This is a genomic window from Shewanella sp. KCT (genome assembly GCF_007636505.1).
Classification (GTDB): Bacteria; Pseudomonadota; Gammaproteobacteria; order Enterobacterales; family Shewanellaceae; genus Shewanella; species Shewanella halotolerans.
The window spans coordinates 180071-201617 of the sequence record NZ_LVDJ01000008.1; the positions used below are offsets into that span (position 1 = coordinate 180071).

22 protein-coding genes are annotated in these 21547 nt (G+C 53.9%); 16 read left to right on the plus strand and 6 right to left on the minus strand.

The window, feature by feature from the left end; translation table 11 throughout:
* Positions 1-184: 184 nt before the first annotated feature.
* From AYI87_RS13205 to AYI87_RS13230, 7 genes are all read left to right on the plus strand, one after another.
* Positions 185-874 (plus strand): tetratricopeptide repeat protein, encoded by a 690-nt coding sequence (locus tag AYI87_RS13205; protein ID WP_186300623.1) that lies wholly within the window; start codon positions 185-187, stop codon positions 872-874.
* Positions 875-931: 57 nt separating this feature from the next.
* A complete protein-coding gene (rnr, locus tag AYI87_RS13210; protein ID WP_144202720.1) occupies positions 932-3391 on the plus strand; it encodes a ribonuclease R in 2460 nt (819 codons plus the stop codon).
* 14 nt (positions 3392-3405) lie between these two features.
* Complete coding sequence (rlmB, locus tag AYI87_RS13215) at positions 3406-4146, plus strand: 23S rRNA (guanosine(2251)-2'-O)-methyltransferase RlmB (protein WP_011867084.1); 741 nt, start codon at positions 3406-3408, stop codon at positions 4144-4146.
* Positions 4147-4746: 600 nt separating this feature from the next.
* Entirely contained in the window at positions 4747-5238 is a 492-nt protein-coding gene (locus AYI87_RS13220) for a hypothetical protein (protein WP_144202721.1), read from the plus strand.
* 353 nt (positions 5239-5591) lie between these two features.
* A complete protein-coding gene (locus AYI87_RS21450; protein WP_258406325.1) occupies positions 5592-5813 on the plus strand; it encodes a hypothetical protein in 222 nt (73 codons plus the stop codon).
* A complete protein-coding gene (locus AYI87_RS21455) occupies positions 5777-6013 on the plus strand; it encodes a hypothetical protein (protein ID WP_258406324.1) in 237 nt (78 codons plus the stop codon). Before AYI87_RS21450 ends, AYI87_RS21455 begins: the two co-directional genes overlap by 37 nt.
* Positions 6014-6386: 373 nt before the next feature.
* Complete coding sequence (locus AYI87_RS13230) at positions 6387-6923, plus strand: hypothetical protein (RefSeq protein WP_144202723.1); 537 nt, start codon at positions 6387-6389, stop codon at positions 6921-6923.
* 332 nt (positions 6924-7255) lie between these two features.
* Here the strand turns inward: AYI87_RS13230 and AYI87_RS13235 are convergent, their stop codons facing one another.
* Entirely contained in the window at positions 7256-7999 is a 744-nt protein-coding gene (locus AYI87_RS13235) for a YdiY family protein (RefSeq protein ID WP_144202724.1), read from the minus strand.
* 222 nt (positions 8000-8221) lie between these two features.
* Between AYI87_RS13235 and rpsF the strand changes: the two genes are divergently transcribed.
* Genes rpsF through rplI form a run of 4 tightly spaced genes read left to right on the plus strand, consistent with a single transcriptional unit; the run spans position 8222 to position 9663 of the window.
* A complete protein-coding gene (rpsF, locus tag AYI87_RS13240) occupies positions 8222-8629 on the plus strand; it encodes a 30S ribosomal protein S6 (RefSeq protein WP_144202726.1) in 408 nt (135 codons plus the stop codon).
* An 8-nt stretch (positions 8630-8637) separates the two neighbouring features.
* Entirely contained in the window at positions 8638-8943 is a 306-nt protein-coding gene (gene priB, locus AYI87_RS13245) for a primosomal replication protein N (RefSeq protein ID WP_144202728.1), read from the plus strand.
* Between the two features lie 12 nt (positions 8944-8955).
* Entirely contained in the window at positions 8956-9183 is a 228-nt protein-coding gene (gene rpsR, locus AYI87_RS13250; RefSeq protein ID WP_011867078.1) for a 30S ribosomal protein S18, read from the plus strand.
* Between the two features lie 27 nt (positions 9184-9210).
* Positions 9211-9663 (plus strand): 50S ribosomal protein L9, encoded by a 453-nt coding sequence (gene rplI / locus AYI87_RS13255; RefSeq protein WP_144202729.1) that lies wholly within the window; start codon positions 9211-9213, stop codon positions 9661-9663.
* A 78-nt stretch (positions 9664-9741) separates the two neighbouring features.
* Here the strand turns inward: rplI and AYI87_RS13260 are convergent, their stop codons facing one another.
* Both AYI87_RS13260 and AYI87_RS13265 read right to left on the minus strand, forming a co-directional pair.
* On the minus strand, positions 9742-10155 hold the full coding sequence (locus AYI87_RS13260; protein WP_144202731.1) for a hypothetical protein: 414 nt from the start codon (positions 10153-10155) through the stop codon (positions 9742-9744).
* A 141-nt stretch (positions 10156-10296) separates the two neighbouring features.
* Positions 10297-12501 carry a S46 family peptidase gene (locus AYI87_RS13265; RefSeq protein WP_144202733.1) on the minus strand — a complete coding sequence of 735 codons (2205 nt, stop codon included), beginning with the start codon at positions 12499-12501 and terminating at the stop codon, positions 10297-10299.
* A gap of 116 nt (positions 12502-12617) precedes the next feature.
* On the opposite strand from AYI87_RS13265, the gene dnaB reads away from it, so the two are divergent.
* The 3 genes from dnaB to AYI87_RS13280 all read left to right on the plus strand — a co-directional run bounded on the left by dnaB (position 12618) and on the right by AYI87_RS13280 (position 16504).
* Positions 12618-14024 carry a replicative DNA helicase gene (gene dnaB / locus AYI87_RS13270; protein ID WP_144202735.1) on the plus strand — a complete coding sequence of 469 codons (1407 nt, stop codon included), beginning with the start codon at positions 12618-12620 and terminating at the stop codon, positions 14022-14024.
* A gap of 109 nt (positions 14025-14133) precedes the next feature.
* The gene (alr, locus tag AYI87_RS13275; RefSeq protein ID WP_144202737.1) at positions 14134-15210 is read left to right on the plus strand and encodes an alanine racemase; all 1077 of its coding nucleotides are present in this window, start codon (positions 14134-14136) and stop codon (positions 15208-15210) included.
* 4 nt (positions 15211-15214) lie between these two features.
* On the plus strand, positions 15215-16504 hold the full coding sequence (locus AYI87_RS13280; protein WP_144202739.1) for a hypothetical protein: 1290 nt from the start codon (positions 15215-15217) through the stop codon (positions 16502-16504).
* A gap of 26 nt (positions 16505-16530) precedes the next feature.
* Here AYI87_RS13280 and AYI87_RS13285 read toward each other — a convergent pair whose 3' ends face one another.
* Complete coding sequence (locus AYI87_RS13285; RefSeq protein WP_011867071.1) at positions 16531-16995, minus strand: chemotaxis protein CheX; 465 nt, start codon at positions 16993-16995, stop codon at positions 16531-16533.
* A 282-nt stretch (positions 16996-17277) separates the two neighbouring features.
* Between AYI87_RS13285 and AYI87_RS13290 the strand changes: the two genes are divergently transcribed.
* Both AYI87_RS13290 and AYI87_RS13295 read left to right on the plus strand, forming a co-directional pair.
* Positions 17278-18291 (plus strand): NAD(P)H-quinone oxidoreductase, encoded by a 1014-nt coding sequence (locus AYI87_RS13290; protein ID WP_144202741.1) that lies wholly within the window; start codon positions 17278-17280, stop codon positions 18289-18291.
* Positions 18292-18601: 310 nt separating this feature from the next.
* Positions 18602-19036, plus strand: a complete 435-nt coding sequence (locus AYI87_RS13295; RefSeq protein WP_144202743.1) for a hypothetical protein — start codon at positions 18602-18604, stop codon at positions 19034-19036.
* Positions 19037-19153: 117 nt separating this feature from the next.
* Here the strand turns inward: AYI87_RS13295 and AYI87_RS13300 are convergent, their stop codons facing one another.
* The gene (locus AYI87_RS13300; RefSeq protein ID WP_144202745.1) at positions 19154-20194 is read right to left on the minus strand and encodes an aldose epimerase family protein; all 1041 of its coding nucleotides are present in this window, start codon (positions 20192-20194) and stop codon (positions 19154-19156) included.
* 111 nt (positions 20195-20305) lie between these two features.
* Positions 20306-21472 (minus strand): galactokinase, encoded by a 1167-nt coding sequence (galK, locus tag AYI87_RS13305; RefSeq protein ID WP_144202747.1) that lies wholly within the window; start codon positions 21470-21472, stop codon positions 20306-20308.
* Positions 21473-21547: the final 75 nt, after the last annotated feature.

Genomic DNA, 21547 nt, shown 5'->3' on the forward strand with positions numbered 1-21547 from the left:
CTTAGCCAAATAGGCTAGATTAGCGATAAGCGCGTAATCACTTTTTAAGCTAACGCCGCAGCGGCCGATAAGATAAGGTATACTGCCTAAGTCTGTCATAAAGATAAGGCGTGAGATCAATCTAGAGACCTTAACTAACGTAACAGTTAATGCAAGAGTTAAGGTAGGAGTTAAGGCAAGAGTGATGACGAGATTAGTATGCGTTATTTTGCTGGCCTGTCTATCGACGCTGGCCCAGGCCCAAACACAAGTACAAGCCGAGGTACAAGCCGTTAAGGCTAGCGATAACAAGCCTGCCGATAAGAAGGCGGAGCTCAAGGCGGTCAACATCTACAGCCAAGAGCAGCTTGTCGAGATGATCCGTGACAAGTCTTACCTGACTCGCGTCAAGGGGGACGACTGTCAGCTGGTGCAAGATATCGAGGCTCGCGCCGAGGTATTGAAGCAGCCGCTGTACCAATATTTATGGGCGGAGATGCTGAACTATGGCATCTGCGTCACGGCCAATCCGCCACGGGGGATCTCCATGCTACGCGACGCCGCAGAGCAGGGGAGCGCCGAGGCCATGGTCAGGATCGCCGAGTATTACCATGACGGTAAGTTCGTGATCCAAGATAAGGAGCGTGCGGTGCAATACACACTGCCCGCTGCCGCCAGTGGCGATCTGCCTGCGCGCATGATGCTGGTCAGATTGTTTGGCGAAGGCTATGGTAGCCCCAGAGACTATGAGATGGGTTACCACTGGCTATACAACGATGTATTTAGTGATGAGGCGACCAAACAGGAAGCCCTGAAATTATTGATGGTGCTGGAAGCGAAAATGCCCGCAAGTGCAGTTGAGAGGGCTAAGCAGGCGCACCTGAGATCCCGGTAAACGCCCTAAGCCCCTTAGCAACAGCAGGAGAGCCTGGGCAAAATTTATGGATAATGAATGATCAAAGATCCGCATTTAAAGCGTGAACAAGAGAAGTACGACAACCCCATTCCTAGTCGTGAGTATATTTTAGATTACTTACGCTCACAGCAATCACCCCTCAATCGCGAGAAAATCGCCCAGGCGCTGAACATCAGCGATGAAGAGCAGCTCGAAGCCTTGCGCCGTCGCCTCAGAGCCATGGAGCGAGACGGCGAGCTGGTCTTTACCCGTGGCCAGGCCTATGGTCTGCCCGAGCGTATGGATCTGCTCAGCGGTACCGTTCTGGGGCACAAGGATGGCTTCGGCTTCCTCAAACTCGATGAGGGCGGCGACGACCTCTTTATCAACAACCGTGACATGCTGATGTATTTTCACGGTGACAAGGTATTGGCGCAGAAGGCTGGCGTCGATCGTAAGGGGCGCCGCGAGGCACGCATCGTCCGTCTGACCCATGAGCGCACCGCGCCTCTGGTGGGGCGTTTCCATCTGGATTCCGGCATGGCCTTTGTCATCGCCGACGACAAGCGTATCACCCAGGAGATCTTGATCCCCGATGACGCTCGCAACGGCGCCCGTCAGGGCGATGTGGTGGTGGTCGAGTTGACACGCCGCCCCGGTCGCTACATGAAGGCGGCGGGCAAGGTCACAGAGGTACTGGGCAAAGAGATGGCGCCGGGCATGGAGATAGAGATTGCCCTGCGCAACTATGATCTGCCCCATACCTGGTCGAGCCTGATCGAGAAGAAGCTGCGTAAGATCCCCGATGAGGTGACCGAAGAGGATAAGCAGGGCAGAGTCGATCTGCGCAGGCTACCTTTGGTTACGATTGATGGTGAAGATGCACGCGACTTCGACGATGCCGTGTACGCCGAGACCAAGAAGAGTGGCGGCTGGCGCCTGTGGGTCGCCATCGCCGACGTGAGTCATTATGTACGCACCGAGTCGGCGCTGGACAAAGAGGCCCGCGCACGCGGTAACTCTGTCTACTTCCCGTCTCAGGTGATCCCTATGTTGCCGGAGAAGCTGTCTAACGGCCTCTGCTCCCTCAACCCAGGGGTCGACCGCCTCTGTATGGTTGCCGAGATGACCATTTCGGCAACGGGTAAGCTGTCGGGTTACAAGTTCTACCCGGCCGTGATGCACTCCCACGCGCGCCTCACTTATACCCAGGTGGCGGATATGCTCGAGGGTGGCGAGGTGAGCGATGAGCTCAAGCCACTCTTCCCGCATTTGCAGACATTGCAGTCGCTCTACCTGACCTTGGACGATACCCGTGCCCAGCGCGGTGCCATCGCCTTTGAGACCACGGAAACCCAGTTTATCTTCAACGCCGATCGTAAGATCGAGCGCATCGAGCCGCGCACCCGTAACCAGGCCCATAAGATCATCGAAGAGTGCATGATCCTGGCCAACGTGGCGGCGGCCAAGTTTGTGAAGAAGCATAAGGGCGAGGTGCTCTACCGGGTGCATGAGGCGCCGTCTGAGCAGAAGCTGACCAACTTCAAGGACTTCCTCAAGGAGCGCGGCCTGTCGATGGGCGGTGGCCTAGAGCCTGAGCCGGCCGACTATCAGGCCTTGATGGAACAGGTGGTCGACAGACCCGATGCCGAGCTGATCCAGGTGATGTTGCTGCGCTCCATGCGTCAGGCAACCTACACCCCGGATAACGAGGGCCACTTCGGCCTGGCACTGGAGGAGTACTCTCACTTTACCTCGCCGATTCGCCGCTACCCGGACCTCATCCTCCATAGGGTGATCCGTTACCTGTTGGCGAAGGAACGTGGTGAGGCCAGCGACAAGTGGACGCTGGATGGCGGTTACCACTACCAGATCGAAGAGCTGGATCTGCTGGGCGAGGAGTGTTCCAACACAGAGCGGCGAGCCGACGAGGCGACCCGCGATGTCAGCGATTGGCTCAAGTGTGAGTTTATGCGTGACCATGTGGGCGATACCTTCGAGGCGGTGATCGCCTCTGTGACTCACTTTGGCATGTTTGTCCGTCTGAGCGATCTTTTCATCGATGGTCTGGTGCATATCTCCACCCTGGGTGGCGACTATTATCACTATGATAATATGCGTCAGCGCCTGGTGGGCGAGGCCTCGGGCCAGGTGTATCAGATAGGCGACCCAGTTACCGTCAAGGTGGCCGCGGTCAACCTGGACGATCGCCAGATCGATCTCATGATGGTGGGCGACGATGGTAAGACGTCGCGCCCCCGCCGCGCCAAGAAGCCACTGACCGCCCGCGAGCGGGTCAACCTCGAGGGTGCCAAGATGGCGCGCAAGGGTAAAGAAGATGACAAGCCGAGCGGTAAGCGCCGCTCCGCCAGACGCAGCGACGCTAAGCCCGGAGCAGGTAAGTCGGGAGCCGGTAAGGCGGGCGCGAGCAAGTCGAAGGCCGGGGCGAAGAAGTCATCGGCCAAGCCGGGCGCCAAGAAACGTAAGAGCGTGAAGAAGCGCAGCAGTAAGAAATAAGAGACTCAAATTAGATGAAGAAACAAGATTTCACCTTCGGCATCCACGCCGTCGAGGCCTTGCTAAAAAACAGCCCTGAGCGGGTGATCGAGATGTGGGTGTTGCAGGGGCGCGACGATCAGCGTCTGATGCCACTGATCGCTATGGCCGCCGAATATGGTGTGTCAGTGCAGCAGGCCTCACGCAAGGCGCTGGACGACAAGGCCGGTAGCAGTCAGCACCAAGGCGTGCTGGTACGCGCTAAGCCTGCCAAGCAACTCAATGATAACGATCTGCTGGCGCTACTGGATAAGACAGAGACGCCGTTTCTGTTGATCCTCGATGGCGTAACCGACCCTCACAACCTGGGCGCCTGTCTGCGTAACGCCGACGCCGCCGGGGTACATGGGGTTATCGTGCCGCGCGACAATTCGGTTGGCCTCACGCCAACCGTTAGCAAGGTTGCCTGTGGCGCCGCCGAAGTGGTGCCCCTGTTTCAGGTGACTAACCTGGCGCGTACCATGAAGGCCCTGCAAGAGAAGGGCGTGTGGATCGTTGGCGCCGCCGGCGAAGCTGAGCACGACCTCTACAAGGCCGACCTGAAAGGCCCTATCGCCATCGCCATGGGCGCCGAAGACAAGGGCCTACGCCGCCTGACTCGCGAGAGCTGCGACTCGCTGGCCTCTATCCCGATGGCGGGGAGCGTCTCTAGCCTCAACGTCTCTGTGGCCACAGGGATCTGTTTGTTTGAGGCGGTTCGCCAAAGGTTGGGGTGATCGGAAATTCGATCTTTCAATTTTTGAGTTGGCCTAGTGGGTTTCCATAGGTGGTAGGAATGCCGATGAGGTGTAGACTTCATCGGCATTTTTGTATCTGCTTTTTAGCATTTGGTCGCATGCTTATTTATGAAGGTAGTTAAAGGTCGTACCTTAACTGTTGTCAATCGCCTGCCCGGCGGGGATATGTACTTGGGGCGGGTCGTGCAGCGTTAACCCACATTGTTATCTATCGCTTGCCCGGTGGGGGAATGTGTACTTGGGTTGGGTTTTGTAGCGTTAACCTTCGCTGTTATCAATCGCCTGCCCGGCGGGGGATGTGCAAGCACTCTTTTGGCACGCTGTGAATATATCCCTATACGCTTCACGGCGGCGTCCATGCCGCCGAGAGCCAAAAGCGTGCTTACACCCGGTATCTAACGTCTCTTCGATTGAGCAGCATTGGGTTATCCAGTTCTAGGTTCTTTTTATATGTAGGGGTATGAAAGAGTGATTTTATGAGCAGTAAAATTCTATTCAGTATTTAAATACTTATGTAGGATTTGTAATATAGCTGCTTTCGGATGATAAGGCTTCTAGGCTGAAACAGTGGGCAAGGGAATGAACATAGTTGAAATACTAAATTTAGGGTTTGGCGGTTTAGCCTTTTTGCTCGCTTTTATGGCTTATCGACTCCTGTTAAATAAACAAGTAAGAGAAGAGCGTAAGGAGTATTTTAAGGCTATCTATTTTTATATGGCCTTTTCACTGGTGTTAGGAGTACTGGCTTTTACCGCACCACACATACCCAAGCTTTTGGAACATGAACCGAATCCCCTGATGGAAGCCATGATTACTTCTGCACAAAACCGTTCTCCTCTATCTACTGATTTCGTTGAGTCGCAAATTGAAGAGATGACTAAGGCTCACAATGAAAGATTAAAGTCTTTGTATGAGCAAAGGTCTATTGAACATCAAAAGCTAAGCGCTGCGAGCACTTCGGATACCGAAGTTAGAGAAATAGAGAAGTCTATTCGGAAAACAGATCAACAAATTAGGCAAGAGAACATGGACTTGTCTCATAAAATTAGAGATCTAAAGAGTTTGTTATAGGTGGGAACCAATTCTTCCAATGCCATTCAATTTCGTTTGCATTGTAGCAATTGACGATTCATTCATTTGTTAGTTAAGTTTGAGGAACGCACCTTTCTTAATATCTATCGGCTGCCCGGCGGGGGAAGTGCTTACCCCCGCATCTAAACGTCTCTTCGATTTGGCTTCACTTGGCATTGGCAAATGATGTTGATTAATTTTGAGGAATGCTTTAACTGTATATAGGCCAAATAGTGATGGATTAGCCTCTTCATCAATTGGTTACATCGGTACTTGGAGTGTAAATTAATTATCGGCAGGGATTTATCCGGTAGGTCGGATAATAAGCCACTAGCTGTAGAAAGGAGATCGTTATGCAGTATAAAAACACTCAGCCTGGAATTGCGATGCTTTCAATTATGGGAATTGTAGTATTGGTGCTTGTCTTTGCTTCGGTAACGAAGCCTACCGAACCTATTGGATTTGCGTATTTAATTTTAGGTGTGCTTTCTATTCTTTTTTCATCATTAACCATTAAAGTGGAAGGTGGAGAAGTAAAGTGGTTTTTGGTCCAAAATTTTGGAATAAATCAATAAAAATATCTGAAATCGAGTCGATCAAAAAGACAAGAACGAAATGGTACTATGGGCTTGGAATTCGTTTAATTTCAACTGGATGGTTATATAACGTTTCAGGTCTAACAGCTGTTGAATTAAAACTCAAAGATGGCACAACCGTTAGTTTGGGTACAAACGATCCTGAAAACTTAATAAAGGCTATTGAGCAAAGCAGCTAACAAGCCAAGTCAGCGGGAGTTATCCTTGATATCGAATGATAAAAGCAGCGTTCACCTATTTTGATAGCCTCTTAGGTTTGGCTTCATTGGTTACATTTTAAGATGATTTTTGCCGTAATAGCAGTGCATTTGACAAGGAAGCAATTAATGAGATGGATTCTTACACTCTGGCTTACTCTGGCTTACTCTGGTTTTTGTTGGTTGTTCGAATACTAGGATCGATGAACAAGCCAAGATTAGCCTAATTTCTCCAGATACTATTCTTTTTGACGGCTCTATAACACAGCAAAATGTAGCTGTTTTTGAAGAGCTGTTAAACGCTCAATTCCAACAAGTCGCTACAATCGTAATCAAAAGTGTTGGGGGGGATGTTTTGTCAGGTATTTACCTTGGTGAACTCGTTCACTCCCATCAATTGAACGTAATCATTAGAGGAGTATGTGCCTCTTCTTGTGCCAACTATATTGCGACCGCCAGTAGTAATGTCATAGTTGAAGAAGGAGCTGTACTTGGTTGGCATGGTGGTTCGCTGCAATCCTTATATGGAGGGTTTGAGCATGATTGGTTCGATTCGCTTTTTACAGATAAAGAATCTTTTAAGGAATATCTTGCGGAGTGGCAGTTAAAGGAACGAGCCTTCTTTGAGAAAGTTGGTGTGAATCAGTCTTTGACAGTTTTGGGTATGGTGCCTGGACTAAAAGAAAAGCGAAATACGATGCTATATAGCTTTGATAAGCAGACACTAAACTTATTGGGAACGAGTATTAAGTATGTTGGTGAGCAAAACCGATTTGATGTCGAGGGAAATGAGGTTCTTCAGGTGTTTCAGCTATCTCCTCAACAGTTGCAAGTGATGTTGAAAAATCATTCACTACGTTTGGCTCAAGCCAGAGTATATGGAACGAATTGAGAAAAGATAATAATGTCTAAAACAGATTCGCTCCTGATTGATAACCGACTGACACCAGTAAGGTGAAATCGAAGAGACGATAGATATCGGTGTAAACACGTTTTTGGCCTTCGAAATCAGGGATGATTTCGTAGAGCCCACAGGGAAGTGCTAGTGGCGTGCCAAAAACGTGTTTGCACATAAAGCCTGCGGCAGGCAATTGATACACCATGAAGGTATGGTTCAAAGCACCCTTTCAAATTTCAATCCGGCTTAAAGCCAAAACCATTGGAAGCAGCGCTTCATCTACCAGAGCAGCATTGAATCCTTGTGCTCATCAAGGTTCGCAAACCTTACTTAAAGGTGTACAGCAGATTAAAGGTAGTGACGGTATCTGTCTGCTTTGACCCTTCTGGCACCACTTCTGTGTACTTGATGTTCATACCTATTTTAAACGCCCAGTCCTGGAATAGGGTGTTCTTGTAACTCATGTCCAGGGTGACTGTGTTGTTGGCCTCGCCGGTCTCGGCGGTGAGGTCGGCGTTGAAGCTGGTGTATTCGTGGATCTTCTGCTCGAACTTGGCGGCGGTACGCAGAATGATCTCGCGGTCGGCCTCGGGGTCGGGCACTGACTCACTCACCTGGGGCAGGTTGTATCGATAACCTGGACCGACTTCGAGACTCAGCTTAGTGCTGTCGTCGCTGATGGCGTCGAAACCATAACCGGTCGACACGGTCGAGATGCGGGTATAACTACCGAATCTGTCTTCGGTGAAATCACCGCGGGCGAAGACATAGCCTGAGTAGATCTTGTAGCTCGACTGGAGCTGGACGTCGTACTTCTCCGAGGTGGTCTTTTCTGAGTCGGAGGCGAAGTAAGCCTTGAAGACCCCTTCCTGACGAAAGTTGTCTGTGTCGTAGACGAGTTTGGTGCGGCCGTTGAAGCTGCTGGACTCTGTGTTACCCGTGTTGATCTGCAGCCCGGCCTCTATCTCGGCAGAGAAGTCGCTGGGGGGTTCCTGATAGTCCGGGGGCACCAATGCCCAGGCGCTGTGGCTGAGGCCGAGTGTGATAAATAAACTTGTTGCTCTTAACATTATTTTTATTTTTTGCACGCGTCTAGAACACAAAAATGACAGCGGACTATCATACCGTTTCACCGGGCGATGGGCAAAGTGAATAACGAAAGATATTGCTTGAGTTTTGAGGTGTGACCATGTACTATTCCGCGGCTTAATTCAGTCACTTTATTTAGTTCCTTGCCTCCATTTGGTCTGACTGAGCCAACAACGAGGCTAGATAACCGTAAGGAGCAAAAAATGCGTCATTATGAAATCGTATTTTTAGTTCACCCTGATCAGAGTGAACAAGTGCCAGGTATGATCGAACGTTACACGGGTATCCTTACCCAAGCTGGCGGTCAAATCCACCGTTTAGAAGACTGGGGCCGTCGTCAACTGGCTTACCCAATCATCGAACTGCATAAAGCTCACTATGTTCTGATGAACGTAGAAGCGACTGCAGAATCGGTTGAAGAGCTAGAAACAGCTTTCCGTTTCAACGACGCTGTTCTTCGTAGCATGGTTATGCGTACCAAGGGTGCCATCACCGAAGCTTCTCCAATGGCTAAAGCGAAAGACGAGCGTGAAGCACGTCGTTCTAGCGAAGAGCGCCCAGCTGTAGAAGCTGAAGCATCTGAAGAAGCCGCTGAAAACGCAGCAGAGTAAGTTTATTTGTGGCCACCAATCACTTGGTGTTATCTGGAACCATAACCCGGTCCAGAAGCTTTAGTAGCCCGGCAGGCATCCCACATTGTGTGATCATGCTGGAACACAAATCGCAGGTTTATGAAGCAGAGATGCTGAGAAACGTATACTGCCAGATGCAAGTGATATTAAGTGGCGAACGCTTTAACAGCATCACAGACAAACTGAAAACCGGTGTGGATATTGAGGTCAAAGGTTTCATCGCCCTCCAGAGAGGACGCAATGGACAAAACCGCCTGGTATTACACGCTGAAAATGTCGAATTGAAAACTTAGGAGACTGTCAAAATGGCACGTTATTTCCGTCGTCGCAAGTTCTGCCGTTTCACTGCAGAAGGCGTTACTGAGATCGATTACAAAGATATCGCTACTCTAAAGAACTACATCACTGAAAGTGGTAAAATTGTTCCTAGCCGTATCACTGGTACAAACGCTAAATACCAACGTCAACTGGCTCGCGCTATCAAGCGTGCTCGTTATCTTTCTCTACTGCCTTACACTGATCTACATCAGTAATAGCGCATCAATTTAGAGGAATTAATAATGAACGTTATTCTACTTGATAAAATCGCTAACCTGGGCAACCTGGGTGACCAAGTGTCAGTTAAAGCTGGTTATGCTCGTAACTTCCTTTTACCTCAAGGTAAAGCGGTAGTTGCTAACGCTGCTAACACTGAAGTATTCGAAGCACGTCGTGCTGAACTAGAAGCTAAGCTAGCTGCTGAACTAGCAACTGCTACAGAGCGCGCTGAGAAGCTGGCTGCTCTTGAAACTGTTGTTATCGCTTCTAAAGCAGGCGACGAAGGCAAGCTGTTCGGTTCAATCGGTAACCGTGACATCGCTGATGCAGTAACTGCTGCTGGCGTTGAACTGGCTAAGAGCGAAGTTCGTCTACCACTAGGTGCTATCCGTGCTACTGGTGAATTCGAAATCGACGTTCAGCTTCACGCTGAAGTTAAGGCTGTTGTTAAGCTTTCTGTTGTTGCAGAAGACTAATACACAGTTTTAAACGATTAAAAGAAACACCGCGCTAATCTGATTAGTGCGGTGTTTTTTTATGTCTGGAATATACCGCTAGCTGCTCTCGCCCCTATTTTGCTCGGTATTATCCTGTGCTAACTGCGAGGCCATCAGAGTGAGTCGATAGTGACAGTTGCCTGCTACCAGGCTGGTCACGGGTTCATTCGGGCTAAGGTAGAGTTCTTGCGTGCCGATATGGCGAGGTTCATCCGCAGTGCATAGGTAGATGTCACTCACCACCTTAAGCAGGCCCGTCGGGGTGAAGCTTGAGCAAAGCTGGATACTCACTGTTTGATTGCTAAGTTCACTCACGCCTGGCTCGAGAGTGAGGCATTGTGCGATAAGCGGTCGGTCGTCGCCTGTGAGGGTGAAGTTGAGGCGGCACTTGGGCGTACTGCGCTGACGCTGCAGGGCCTGCATTCTTCGTTGTTGGGCCGCGAGATAAAATCCGCCTAATGGGCTGCTCATCCTATGCCTCGTCCTATGCCTCATCTTGATGTCCATCTTATTAACCTATGCCACTGCCGAGTTAGCGACAAGTAAAAAAATACCCGGCGAGGCCGGGTATTGTCGATTGGGTAAACGCTCTGACGTAGGACTAGTTTCTGACTAGTTTCTGACTAGGTCCAGCTCGCCCATCAGGTTGTCGGCGTGATCCACCTCATCCATCATCCACAGAATGTAGCGGAAATCCACGTGCACGGCGCGGGTGATGGTTGGGTTGAAGAACCAGTCTTTGGTGATCGCCTCATAGGTAGAGTCGAAGTTTAGCCCCACCAGTTCGCCCTTACCGTTAAACACGGGCGAGCCCGAGTTGCCGCCTGTGGTATCGACGCTGGAGAGGAAGTTCACCGGCACAGAGCCGAAGCTTTCCGGCTTATCCAGGCAAGAGAAGAGGCGGCACAGCCAAGAGGCTGGGCCTTGATAGACAGACTCGACCTTGTGACTGCCGTAACGCTTGGCCTTGATGGCATCCAGCACCTTTTGAGGTGCATCGAACGGCTCGACGCCCGTGTGCTTGGCGACTATGCCTTCCAGACGCGTGAACGGCTGCTTGTAGAGGGCATCTTTCGACTGGTAACCATCGACCATGCCGTAGGTGATACGCAGTGTGCCGTTGGCATCCGGGTATACCGGCCAGTTGTTGGTCTTGTAATAGGCGATAACGGCTTCCATGTAGCCAGGACGCGCCTTAGACAGCTTACCGGCCAAGGTCTTCTTGGCTTTCTCCTGGGCCAGGTTGGTGTCGTACAGGGCCACGGCGATGCGGATGAAAGGATCGGCGCTGGTTTCAAACGCCTTCACATCGGCGTCCATCCAGGCCAGACGCTCATCCTGGTTGGTGAGGCCGGTCAGCGAGTAGAGGCCGTCCAGCTTGTCACTCAGGCTCACCTGTGGATCGTCCGATTTCAGCATGGCATCGAGCTCGGGTACGCGGTTGTCCTGTGCAAGATAGGCGTCGAGATCCTGTAGCCAGAGTGTCTTGTCGACGCTGATGGCAAAGCTTGAGTCGATACGCTTGAGGCGCGCCTTGAACATCTTCATGTCGCGCTCTTGGTAGCCCTCTTCACGCTCGGCATCTGGCTTGGTCTTCTCTTTGGCCAGACGGTAGAGGCGGTTGGCCGCAGAGAGCAGATCGCTCGATTGGGCATTCTCGAAGAAATAGCGGGTCTGCTGTGCCTGGCGCTGCTCAACTAGCAGAGTCTCTAGCTGATCAAACTTGGCCTGATAGCTCTGGTATTGGCTGTCTGTGCTTAGCCACTTGCGGAAGTCGTCTTCACGACCCTGCTTGATGCCGGCGATGTCGGTGGCCTTGAAGCCGTCGAGCAGACCGTTATATTTCTTCATGCGGTTGGCCATAGAGGCCAGCGTGCCCGCGTACTTGATCTTAACGCCTGCGTCCTGTGCACCCATGGCTTCTATGGTGTCGATGCGCTGCTGATAACGCTTGGCCAGGGTAGGGTAGAGCCAGTCGCTGGCAAACTTCAGCTCGCTGGTGAGGCGGTAGCGGCTGGTCGAGCCCGGGTAACCGGCCACGAATACACCGTCGCCCGCCTTGACGCCGTCGGCGTTGATCTTCAGGTAGCTCTTAGGCTTGAAGGGTACGTTGTCAGGCGAGTAGGCTGCCGGCTTGCCGTCCTTGCCCACATAGGCGCGCAGGAAGGTGAAGTCGCCCGAGTGGCGTGGGTATTCGTAGTTGTCGATATCGCCGCCGAAGGAGCCGACGCTCTTAGGTGGCGCGTAAACCAGACGCACGTCGCGAATGATCAGTTGCTTGATCAGGTAGTATTCCAGACCGTTGTGGAAGCTGCGCACCGAGCAGCGATAGTTGTCGTCGCTCTCACACTCTTTGATCAGTGCCTTACGGTTGGCCTGGATCTCTTCGTAGCGTTTCAGCGGGTCGTCGCTGAGGTCTTTGGTGACCTGCTCGCTCACGTTGGTGACCGCCTCTGTGATGTAGAGACGTTCGTTAGGGCCGGCAGAAGGTTCGTCCGCTTGTTTGCGCGCCAGGAAGCCATCGGCGATGTAGTTGTGCTCTTTCTTGCTGTTGTATTGAATTGCGCGGTAGGCACAGTGGTGATTCGTTACAACTAACCCTTGGGGGGACACGAAACTGGCGGTACAATACCCCAGTCCGACAACCGCATTCATCGGATATTGGGTCAGATCGGCGAGTTGTTTTGCTGGAATTTGGATACCGCGTTCGCTCAGCTTGTCGGCGATCGAAGGCATTTGATACGGTTGCCATTGCCCTTCATCGGCAATCACTACGCCAGATGACAGCATTAAGGCTGCAACCAATGCTTTGCGCATGTTTATTCCTTAATTATTATGTGTAAGTTTGTAGGACGAACAGGTAAGAGGCCTGTTTCTGCTTGACCCGGGTTTTATATCATATTTTGCCTAATCGTTGGAAATTTGGAGAGTTAATGTCACAGCAAGGTGGATTTCAGGCTAAGAAAAAGCCTAGAGATATACAGATCGACGCATTGAAGATGCCGCCCCATTCGATTGAGGCCGAGCAGTCTGTGCTCGGTGGCTTGATGTTGGATTCAGATGCCTGGGATAAGGTGGCCGAGGCCGTGGTGAAGGATGACTTCTACTCCCGCTCCCACAAGATGATCTTTACCGCCATGGAAGCTCTGGTGGCCGCGGGTCAACCCATAGATCTGATCACCGTCTCCGAACAGCTGGAGCTGGAAGATCACTTAGAAGATGCCGGTGGTTTCGCTTATTTGGGCGAGATCGCCAAGAACACCCCGAGCGCGGGTAACATACTCTCCTACGCCGCCATCGTGCGTGAACGTGCCGTGGTGCGTGAGATGATCAAGGTGGCGAACGAGATCGCCGACGCCGGTTTTAACCCCGAGGGGCGTAACTCCAGCGAACTGCTGGATCTGGCCGAGAGCAAGGTATTTAAGATCGCCGAGCAGCGCGCTAACGCCAACGAGGGCCCAGAGGGGATCAAGACCATCCTCGAGAAGACGGTAGATAAGATCGAGGAGCTGTACAACAACCCTCACAACGGTGTGACCGGGGTGTCCAGTGGATTCAACGATCTCGACCGCATGACCGCGGGTTTCCAGTCGGGCGATTTGATTATCGTCGCGGCGCGTCCCTCTATGGGTAAGACCACCTTTGCCATGAACCTGTGTGAACAGGCGGCGCTGCACGAAGACAAGCCAGTGCTCATCTTCAGCTTGGAGATGCCTTCTGAGCAGATCATGATGCGTATGCTGGCCTCTCTGGGCCGGGTGGATCAGACTAAGATACGTACGGGTCAGCTCGACGATGACGATTGGGCGCGTGTCTCCTCCACCATGGGGATCATGCTGGAGCAGGGCAAGATGTATATCGACGATGGCTCGGGCCTGACGCCGACCGAGGTGCGCAGCCGCGCCAGACGTATTGCCCGCGAATATGGCGGCCTGTCGATGATCATGATCGATTACCTTCAGCTGATGCAGGTGCCCGCGCTGTCCGACAACCGTACCCTGGAGATCGCCGAGATCTCCCGCTCGCTCAAGGCGCTGGCTAAGGAGCTTGAGATCCCGGTGATCGCCCTGTCGCAGCTCAACCGCTCCCTGGAGCAACGCGCCGACAAGCGCCCGGTAAACTCCGACTTGCGTGAATCTGGCTCTATTGAGCAGGATGCGGATTTGATCATGTTTATTTATCGTGATGAGGTGTATAACGACGACTCCGAAGATAAGGGCACCGCGGAGATCATCATAGGTAAGCAGCGTAACGGCCCCATCGGCCGGGTGCGTTTGACCTTCCAGGGCCAGTTCTCCCGTTTCGATAACTACGCCGGTCCGCAGTTCGAAGAAGATTAATCCGACTAAGCTCATAGGGTGAGATTAAACTTGGTTTAATTAGCCCTATGGGTCGCTATTTTGCGTTACCCTCATCGAGTCTCGACGCCATTAACATTAAGGTTATTGTTTGAAACCCTTTCCCCGAGCAGAGATCAGCGGCGATGCGCTGAAAGCTAACCTAAAGCGATTACGCCAGCTGGCACCCCAGAGTAAGGTGATGGCCGTGGTGAAGGCCAACGGCTATGGTCACGGCTTATTGAATGTGGCCCACTGCCTGGCCAGTGCCGACGGTTTTGGCTTGGCGCGCCTCGAAGAGGCGCTGGAGCTCAGGGCCGGTGGCGTGAGTGCCAAGCTGCTTCTGCTGGAAGGCTTCTTTCGCCCAAGCGACGTGGCAACCCTGGTCGAGCATGATATCGATACCGTGGTGCACCACGAATCCCAGCTCGAGATGCTGGAGGCCGCCAGCCTGGCCAAGCCGGTGACCGTGTGGATGAAGATAGATACTGGCATGCATCGTCTGGGCTTTAATCTGGGTCAGTTTGAGGCTATCTATCAGCGCCTGCTGGCCTGTGCCAACGTGGCCAAGCCCATCAATCTGATGACACATTTTGCCTGCGCCGATGAGCCGGATAATCCCGCGACCGCCGAGCAGGCGCGCCGCTTCGAGCAGATGACGGCAGACCTGCCTGGCGATCGCACCCTGGCCAACTCGGCCGCGACCCTCTACTGGCAGGCGACTCAGGCCGACTGGATCCGTCCGGGGATAGCGCTTTATGGCGTTTCGCCTGTGGTCGGCGATCTCGGTCGCAATCATGGCCTGGAGCCCGCCATGGAGCTGGTGTCTCAGCTGATTGCGGTGCGGGATCATAAGGCCGGCGACCCCGTCGGCTATGGCAGCTACTGGTGCGCCAAGCAAGACACCAAGCTAGGCGTGGTGGCCATAGGTTATGGCGATGGTTATCCCCGCAACGCCCCAGAAGGCACGCCTGTCTGGGTCAATGGCCGCTTGGTGCCCGTGGTGGGCCGTGTCTCCATGGATATGCTGACGGTGGATCTCGGCCTGGATGCCACAGACAAGGTGGGCGATACCGCCGTGCTCTGGGGCAAGGCGCTGCCGGTCGAAGAGGTGGCCGAGCATATCGGCACTATCGCCTATGAGCTGGTGACTAAGCTGACTCCCCGTGTCGCCGTCTGCCTCGAATGATCAGATGACTAAGTTGTTGATGGCGAAATTATTTCTCATGCGGCTAGCTTCTCGGGCTAGCCGTCTGTTATTTACAGGCTTGCTCGCCTTAGGGAGTCAGCAGGCACTGGCCAGCGATGACCTGGCGCCTCAGGTTCAGGTGAGCAGCGACGATGGCACCGAGGCCGAGTATGTGGCCGTGCCCTTCATCTTCGCCACCGAGAGCCTGAGTACCTCTGTAGGCGCCGCTGGCGTGGTCAAGCATGCCGGTCAGCGTCAGGCCTCCCTGTTTGCCTTGGGGCTGGGCACCGCCAACGACTCCTGGGTCACCTATCTTGGCGCCAACGACTATCAGCTGCCGGGTGTCGATAGCTGGCTGTTTTCCGGTGAGTATTACCGCGCCCGCTACACAGAAGGGATCTTCTACATCCCCGGACAGGAGGTGGGACGCGCCGCCGATGCGCCTGAGCGGGTGGTGACTCAGGGGGATGAGTCCTTTGCCAGGTTGCACCTTAAATATGTGCTGCCCTGGGGACGAGGCGCCAAGGGCGCGGCCGCCAGTCTGCGCAGCGCACCATTAGGCAACCAGGAATGGAACCCGCTCACCTCAGGGGTGAGCAGCATAGAACTGACCCCTTTTTATACCGAGCAACGCCTAGAGGGATATGAGTCGCTGCCACAATCGGCGCGGGGGCTTGAGCTTGAGCTTGCCTGGGATAACCGCGACGATCGCGAGAACAGTAAGCAGGGCGGGCGCACCAGCCTGACCCTGACCCGCGACTGGGGCAGTAGCCAGCGTCAGAGCTGGACCACCTGGGAGTTTGAGCAGAGCCTCTATCTGTCCCTGGGGCAATCTGGCTGGTTCGACAGTCGAGTATTGGCCTTTAACTTTTATCTCGCCGACACCCCTACCTGGAACGACTTTGACCCAAACAGTCACACCAACGGGCGTCCGCCTGGATTTGCCGGGGTGGGCCTGGGGGGCTTTAAGCGCCTGCGTGGTTACAGCGGCGATCAGTTCACCGGCCGCAGCGCCTTGCTCTATGCGGCCGAATATCGGCTAGAGCCCAAGTGGCAGCCTTTGCAGAGCCTGCCCGTGTTTCGCTGGTTCGATATTCCCTGGTGGCAGTGGACGGCATTTGTCGAGGCGGGCAAGGTGAGTGACGAGTTTGCCTTAGATAGCCTGCACAGCCAGATGAAAACCAGTTTCGGCGCCGGTATCCGCTTCGAGGTGGAAGGCGTGGTGGTACGTACGGATCTTGCCATCGGCGAGGAGGAAAGCCAGTTCTGGGTCATGGTGAACCAGCCTTTCTAGTCATTACTTGAGTATTGCCTCGCTGGTTAGCCTTCGAAGCAGATCTCTATGTAGGCGGTACCGTAGATGCTGCTAAAGGGCATGATGATCTTCTGCCCGTCCGACTTGTGGGCTATGGTGTGGTTCTTACCCGACACCACTATGGGGGTCGCCATATCGAACTCGTAGCCCTTATCGCTTAGGAGATTCTTGGCGCCGCCGGTCACCATGTTAGTCAGCTCACCCACCAGATCCGTTACCTCTTCGTCTATGCTCTCCGGTTTCTCCCCCAACATCTTGTTCATGATCTCTAAGATCAAGGTTTCTTCGAAGGTGATCGACAGCGAGCCCTTGGTCTGAGGGCCGACCATGCCGATCAGGCCTGACACATCGCCCTTGGCCAGGTTATCTTTCTTCAGGTTAGGTTTGCCGGGTTTGAGCTCCATGTTGGCCATGGTCTTGAGCACATTGAGCAGGGAATCGAGAAAAGGATTGATAAAGTCTACATTCATCGCAGGTGCAGCCCCTTCTGGTGATAACAGATTGCAGCATATCGGACTTTAAGCTTAGGTGATAAATGGACTTAAAGCCTGCTGGCACTTTAACACCATAACATAAAGCCCTGGCGCGGCGACAAATCTTTTATATCTAACTTACTAATGGTAAAGATATTTGTGAGCTGTTGTTTGTTTTAGTGGCTCAAGGTGCCTAAGGATGGCGGCGAAGGCTTGCCCAATTCACCCTTTTCGCGTTAGCCTCGACAGCATTCACGCCCGCTAATGTTAGGAGCCGCCATGTCAATGCTTCCCACACACTATACCCATGTGCAATTTAACGCCCCAGGTGGGCCCGAGGTGCTGGAGTTGGCGCAGAGTCCCTTGCCTGCCATAGCGCCGGATCAGCTGCTGATCAAGGTGGAATACGCCGGGGTGAATGGCCCTGATATCGCCCAGCGCCGAGGTATTTATCCACCGCCGCCCGGTGCCAGCGAGATCTTGGGTCTGGAGGTGTCAGGCACAGTAGTGGCCAAGGGCGAGCAGGTGACCGGCTGGCAGTTGGGGGACAGGGTGTGCGCCCTGGTGCCCGGCGGTGGCTATGGCGAGTATGTGGCGACCTGGGCGGTACACTGCCTGCCTATACCCACAGGAGTGACCATGGCCCAGGCGGCGGCCCTGCCCGAGACCTTCTTCACCGTGTGGGGACACATGTTCATGCGCGGCGGCCTTAAGGCGGGTGAGACAGTGCTTATTCATGGCGGCTCGGGCGGTATCGGCTCGGCGGCGGTCACCTTAGCGAAACAATTCGCTGTTAAGGTGCTGGTCACCTGTGGCAGTCAGGAGAAGATTGACTACTGCCTCGCCCTGGGGGCCGACCACGGCTTTAACTACCACGATGAGGATCTGCTGGCTCAGATAAGGGCGGTGACGCCTCAAGGGGTGGACTTGGTGCTGGATATGGCCTCGGGTGACCTAATAGATCTTAACCTCAAGGCGCTGGCGATCGAGGGTCGCCTGGTCACCATAGCCCTGCAGCGTGGTAGGCGCGCCGAGGTGGATGTGGCGCTCTTGATGGCTAAGCGTATCTGCTGGACGGGGGCGACCCTGAGGCCGCAATCGGTGGCGGCCAAGCAGGCGATCGCCGATGGCCTGCGTGAGCAGGTGTGGCCTAAGTTCGACACCCAGGAGGGCAGCAGCCTGGTGCCTCACCTGTTTGCCGAGTTTGCACTGGGTGATGCGGCCAAGGCACACACCCTGATGGAATCGGGGCAACACAGAGGAAAGCTGGTGCTCAAGGTGGCGAATGACTAGCCGTCAACGGGTGTGACAAGCCGCGCGCTCATGGGGGCTGAGCGGTCTGTTAACTTTGGTATAAAGTAGGTTAGAAAAAACTTGAATAACTGATTTGATCGGCTAAATTCGTTACTAGTATCTACCGAGTGAACATTTTGATAGCAATTAAATAAAATAGATCCATTTGGCTATTGATTTCTGGCGGTATTTATTAAAAATGTGTGGGCTATTGTCCAGAGGCGTTTGTGGCGATGGCAGTGACTAAGCTAACTGTTGTCAGCTTTATAATTTTATATTGGTATGTGTTGATTTAAGGGTATTAGCATATATGTATGACACGTCTAAAGAACCTGTTTGGTATGGTGAACTTCGTACGGCTCGAGGTAATACTATCCTCATTCACGACAAAGAGTTTCCCGAAGCCACGGCGGGACGAGTTTATCTCTATAACACGGTAAGAGATGCCGTGATTGAATATGCCGAGGACATCGTTAAGGTGAACCTGCATGACCTTACGGAAGAGGAACTTAAGGCCGCTAAAGCTGAATATGACGCGAACTGGTTAGCTACCCGAGCCGCCTTCATGCAGCAGCATGCCGGTTGGGTTGAGGCGATTCATGCTAAACCTGCACCAGCGCCTAAGAAGGTGAAGGTGGACGCCGAAGAAGGCACCAGCGATGACGACGATGATGATGTCGAACTCGAAGTCGATAGCCTGGACGACGGCTATGATGATTGGTCTGACGATGACGACCGCAACTAGGCAACCTGCCAGGACTCCTGCTTAGTTCGCCGCCATCCTTAGGTAAGAGGTTCCGGTCCCTCTGGAACCCCTACCTAAATCTTTTTTACTTCTCTTATCTCTCTTCCCGTTAGCATCTCATTTGATGAGATCGAACTGATAGCGACTCATGTGGTGATACACCTCGCCCGGCATCAGCCAAGGCGTGCCCGCTAGGTGTGCCTGATTGGGAGCATCGGGCAGCTGCTGTGGCTCGATACATACCGCCTGATATGAGGCCAGTTTCTGCCCTTGTTTGCCAAGGGTGCCCTCGAGGAAGTTACTGCCGTAGATCTGCACTCCTGGTTGATTGGTGTAGAGGGTCATGCGTCTGCCTGAGGCCGGGGCGCTGACAGTGCCGAAGCGGCTCAGGGCCTTGCCGTCGTGGTTGGGCGTCAGGTAACAGTGATCTATGCCCCTTGTCGGCTCGGTTTCCAGCGCCGTCTTGAGGCTCGCGAGGGACTGTCCCTGGCTGAGATCCAGCGGCGTACCGGCTACCCGAGTCACATCTGTCGGGATCCCCTGCTCATCTGTGGTGAGGTAATGCTGGCTGTCGCTCTGGATGATATGCCCCAGGCTGCTGCGCTCACTCGCGCCTTCCAGGTTGAAGTAGCTGTGCTGGGTCAGGCTGATGGGGCAGGGTTTATCTGTGCTGGCGAGGATCTCCACATAGAGGTTGTTGCCCACCAGGCGGTAGTCGAGCTGGATATTGGCGTTACCGGGAAAGCCCATGTCGCCATCCGGGCTGAACAGGCTGAGGCGCACGCCATCGCTGAGTTGGCCGATATGCCACTGCTTACGATTGAAGCCCTCGCGGCCGCCATGCAGGCAGTTGTCCTGATGGTTGTTGTCCAGACTGAATTCTTGACCGTCCCGGTTCAGGCGGGCACCTGCAATGCGGTTGGCGTAGCGTCCGGCGATGGCGCCCAGGTGGGCGTCTTGGGTCAGATAATCCTGGGCGCTGTCGCAGCCCAGTACGATATTGCCACGCTCGCCCTGGTTATCCGGCGCCCAGAGGGAGCGGATTATGCCGCCGAGGCTGAGCACCTCGATGGCCAGGGTGCCGTTGTCTATGATGATGCGTTCAATCTGGCCACCACGGGGATCGTTCCAGGCATCGAGCGGGCGAAAACGTACCATGATAATCTTTTCCTTAAGCGATTAAAGTTGGGATCCTATTGTATTATCTCGCCCCTGGACGAGGGTATGAATACGTATTCTAAACAGCGATTTACACTCTATGACCCGCGATTAGTAGAGCTCCTCGTCCAACCTTGAGGCGCCCTGGCTTGCCGAGCAGAGGTAGACGCTGGGCTCCAGGCCCGTTGCCGCCTGATATTGGCGCTCGACCGCCTCGACCACGGCGTCGGTAAGGTCGTGATCCACCAGAGCCACGACGCAGCCGCCGAAGCCGCCACCCGTCATGCGCACGCCGCCGCGCTCGCCGACCACTGCATCGATGATCTCGACCAGCTTGTCTATCTCGGGCACGGTGATCTCAAAGTCGTCCCGCATCGATTGGTGCGACTGGGCCATGAGCTCGCTCAGCTTGGCGATGTTACCTGCCTCCAAGGCGTGGGCGGCGTTCTGGGTGCGGCGGTTTTCGCTCAGCACATGGCGCGCCCGGCGGTAACAGACCTCGGGTAGATCATCCTTGGCACCTTCCAGGGTACGCAGCTCAAGATGACGCAGGCTCTCGACGCCGAAATGCTCGGCGACCTGCTCGCATTGTTCACGGCGCAGGTTATATTCGCTGTCCACCAGACCGCGGGGTACGTTGGAGTTGACTATGATCAGGCTCAGGCTTTCCGGGATGGGCACAGGTTCACAGTCGAGATCTTCACAGTCGATCAGCAGGGCATGCTCCTCTTGGGCCATGGCGCTAATCATCTGATCCATGATGCCGCAGGCACAGCCGACATATTGGTTTTCGCCACGCTGGGCCATCTGGGCCACCGCGAGCGGCGATAGCCTGAGCTGGCTGCAATCGTTGAGCGCGGTGCCGAAGGCGATCTCCAGTGCCGCAGACGAGGAAAGCCCCGCCCCTAGGGGGACGCTACCGACGACCGCCAGATCCATCCCCTTGGCGGGCAGACCGCTGGCCGATACCGCCGCGGTAAAGCCCTTGAGGTAATTGATCCAACTGTCGTTGGGGTCCATCTCACCCTCCTGGCCGAAGTGCCAGGTGTAGATCTTGCCGGGAAAGGCGTCGGATACGGCGCGGAATTTGTCGTCGTCGCGTTGTTTCACTGCGATAACGGTTCTAAAGTTGATGGCGGCGGGGAGGACGAACCCATCGTTGTAATCTGTATGTTCGCCGATCAGGTTAACCCGGCCCGGCGCCTGATACAGGTCATCGGCCGTGGTACCAAAGGTCTGCACAAAAAGTTTATTGGCGCGCTGTGCGGTATTCGACATTGGTGTTGAACTTCTCAGAAAAAGTTAGCGTTCTCTGCCCCTGTGGGCAGTCTTGTTCATGGTGGTAACAACCAT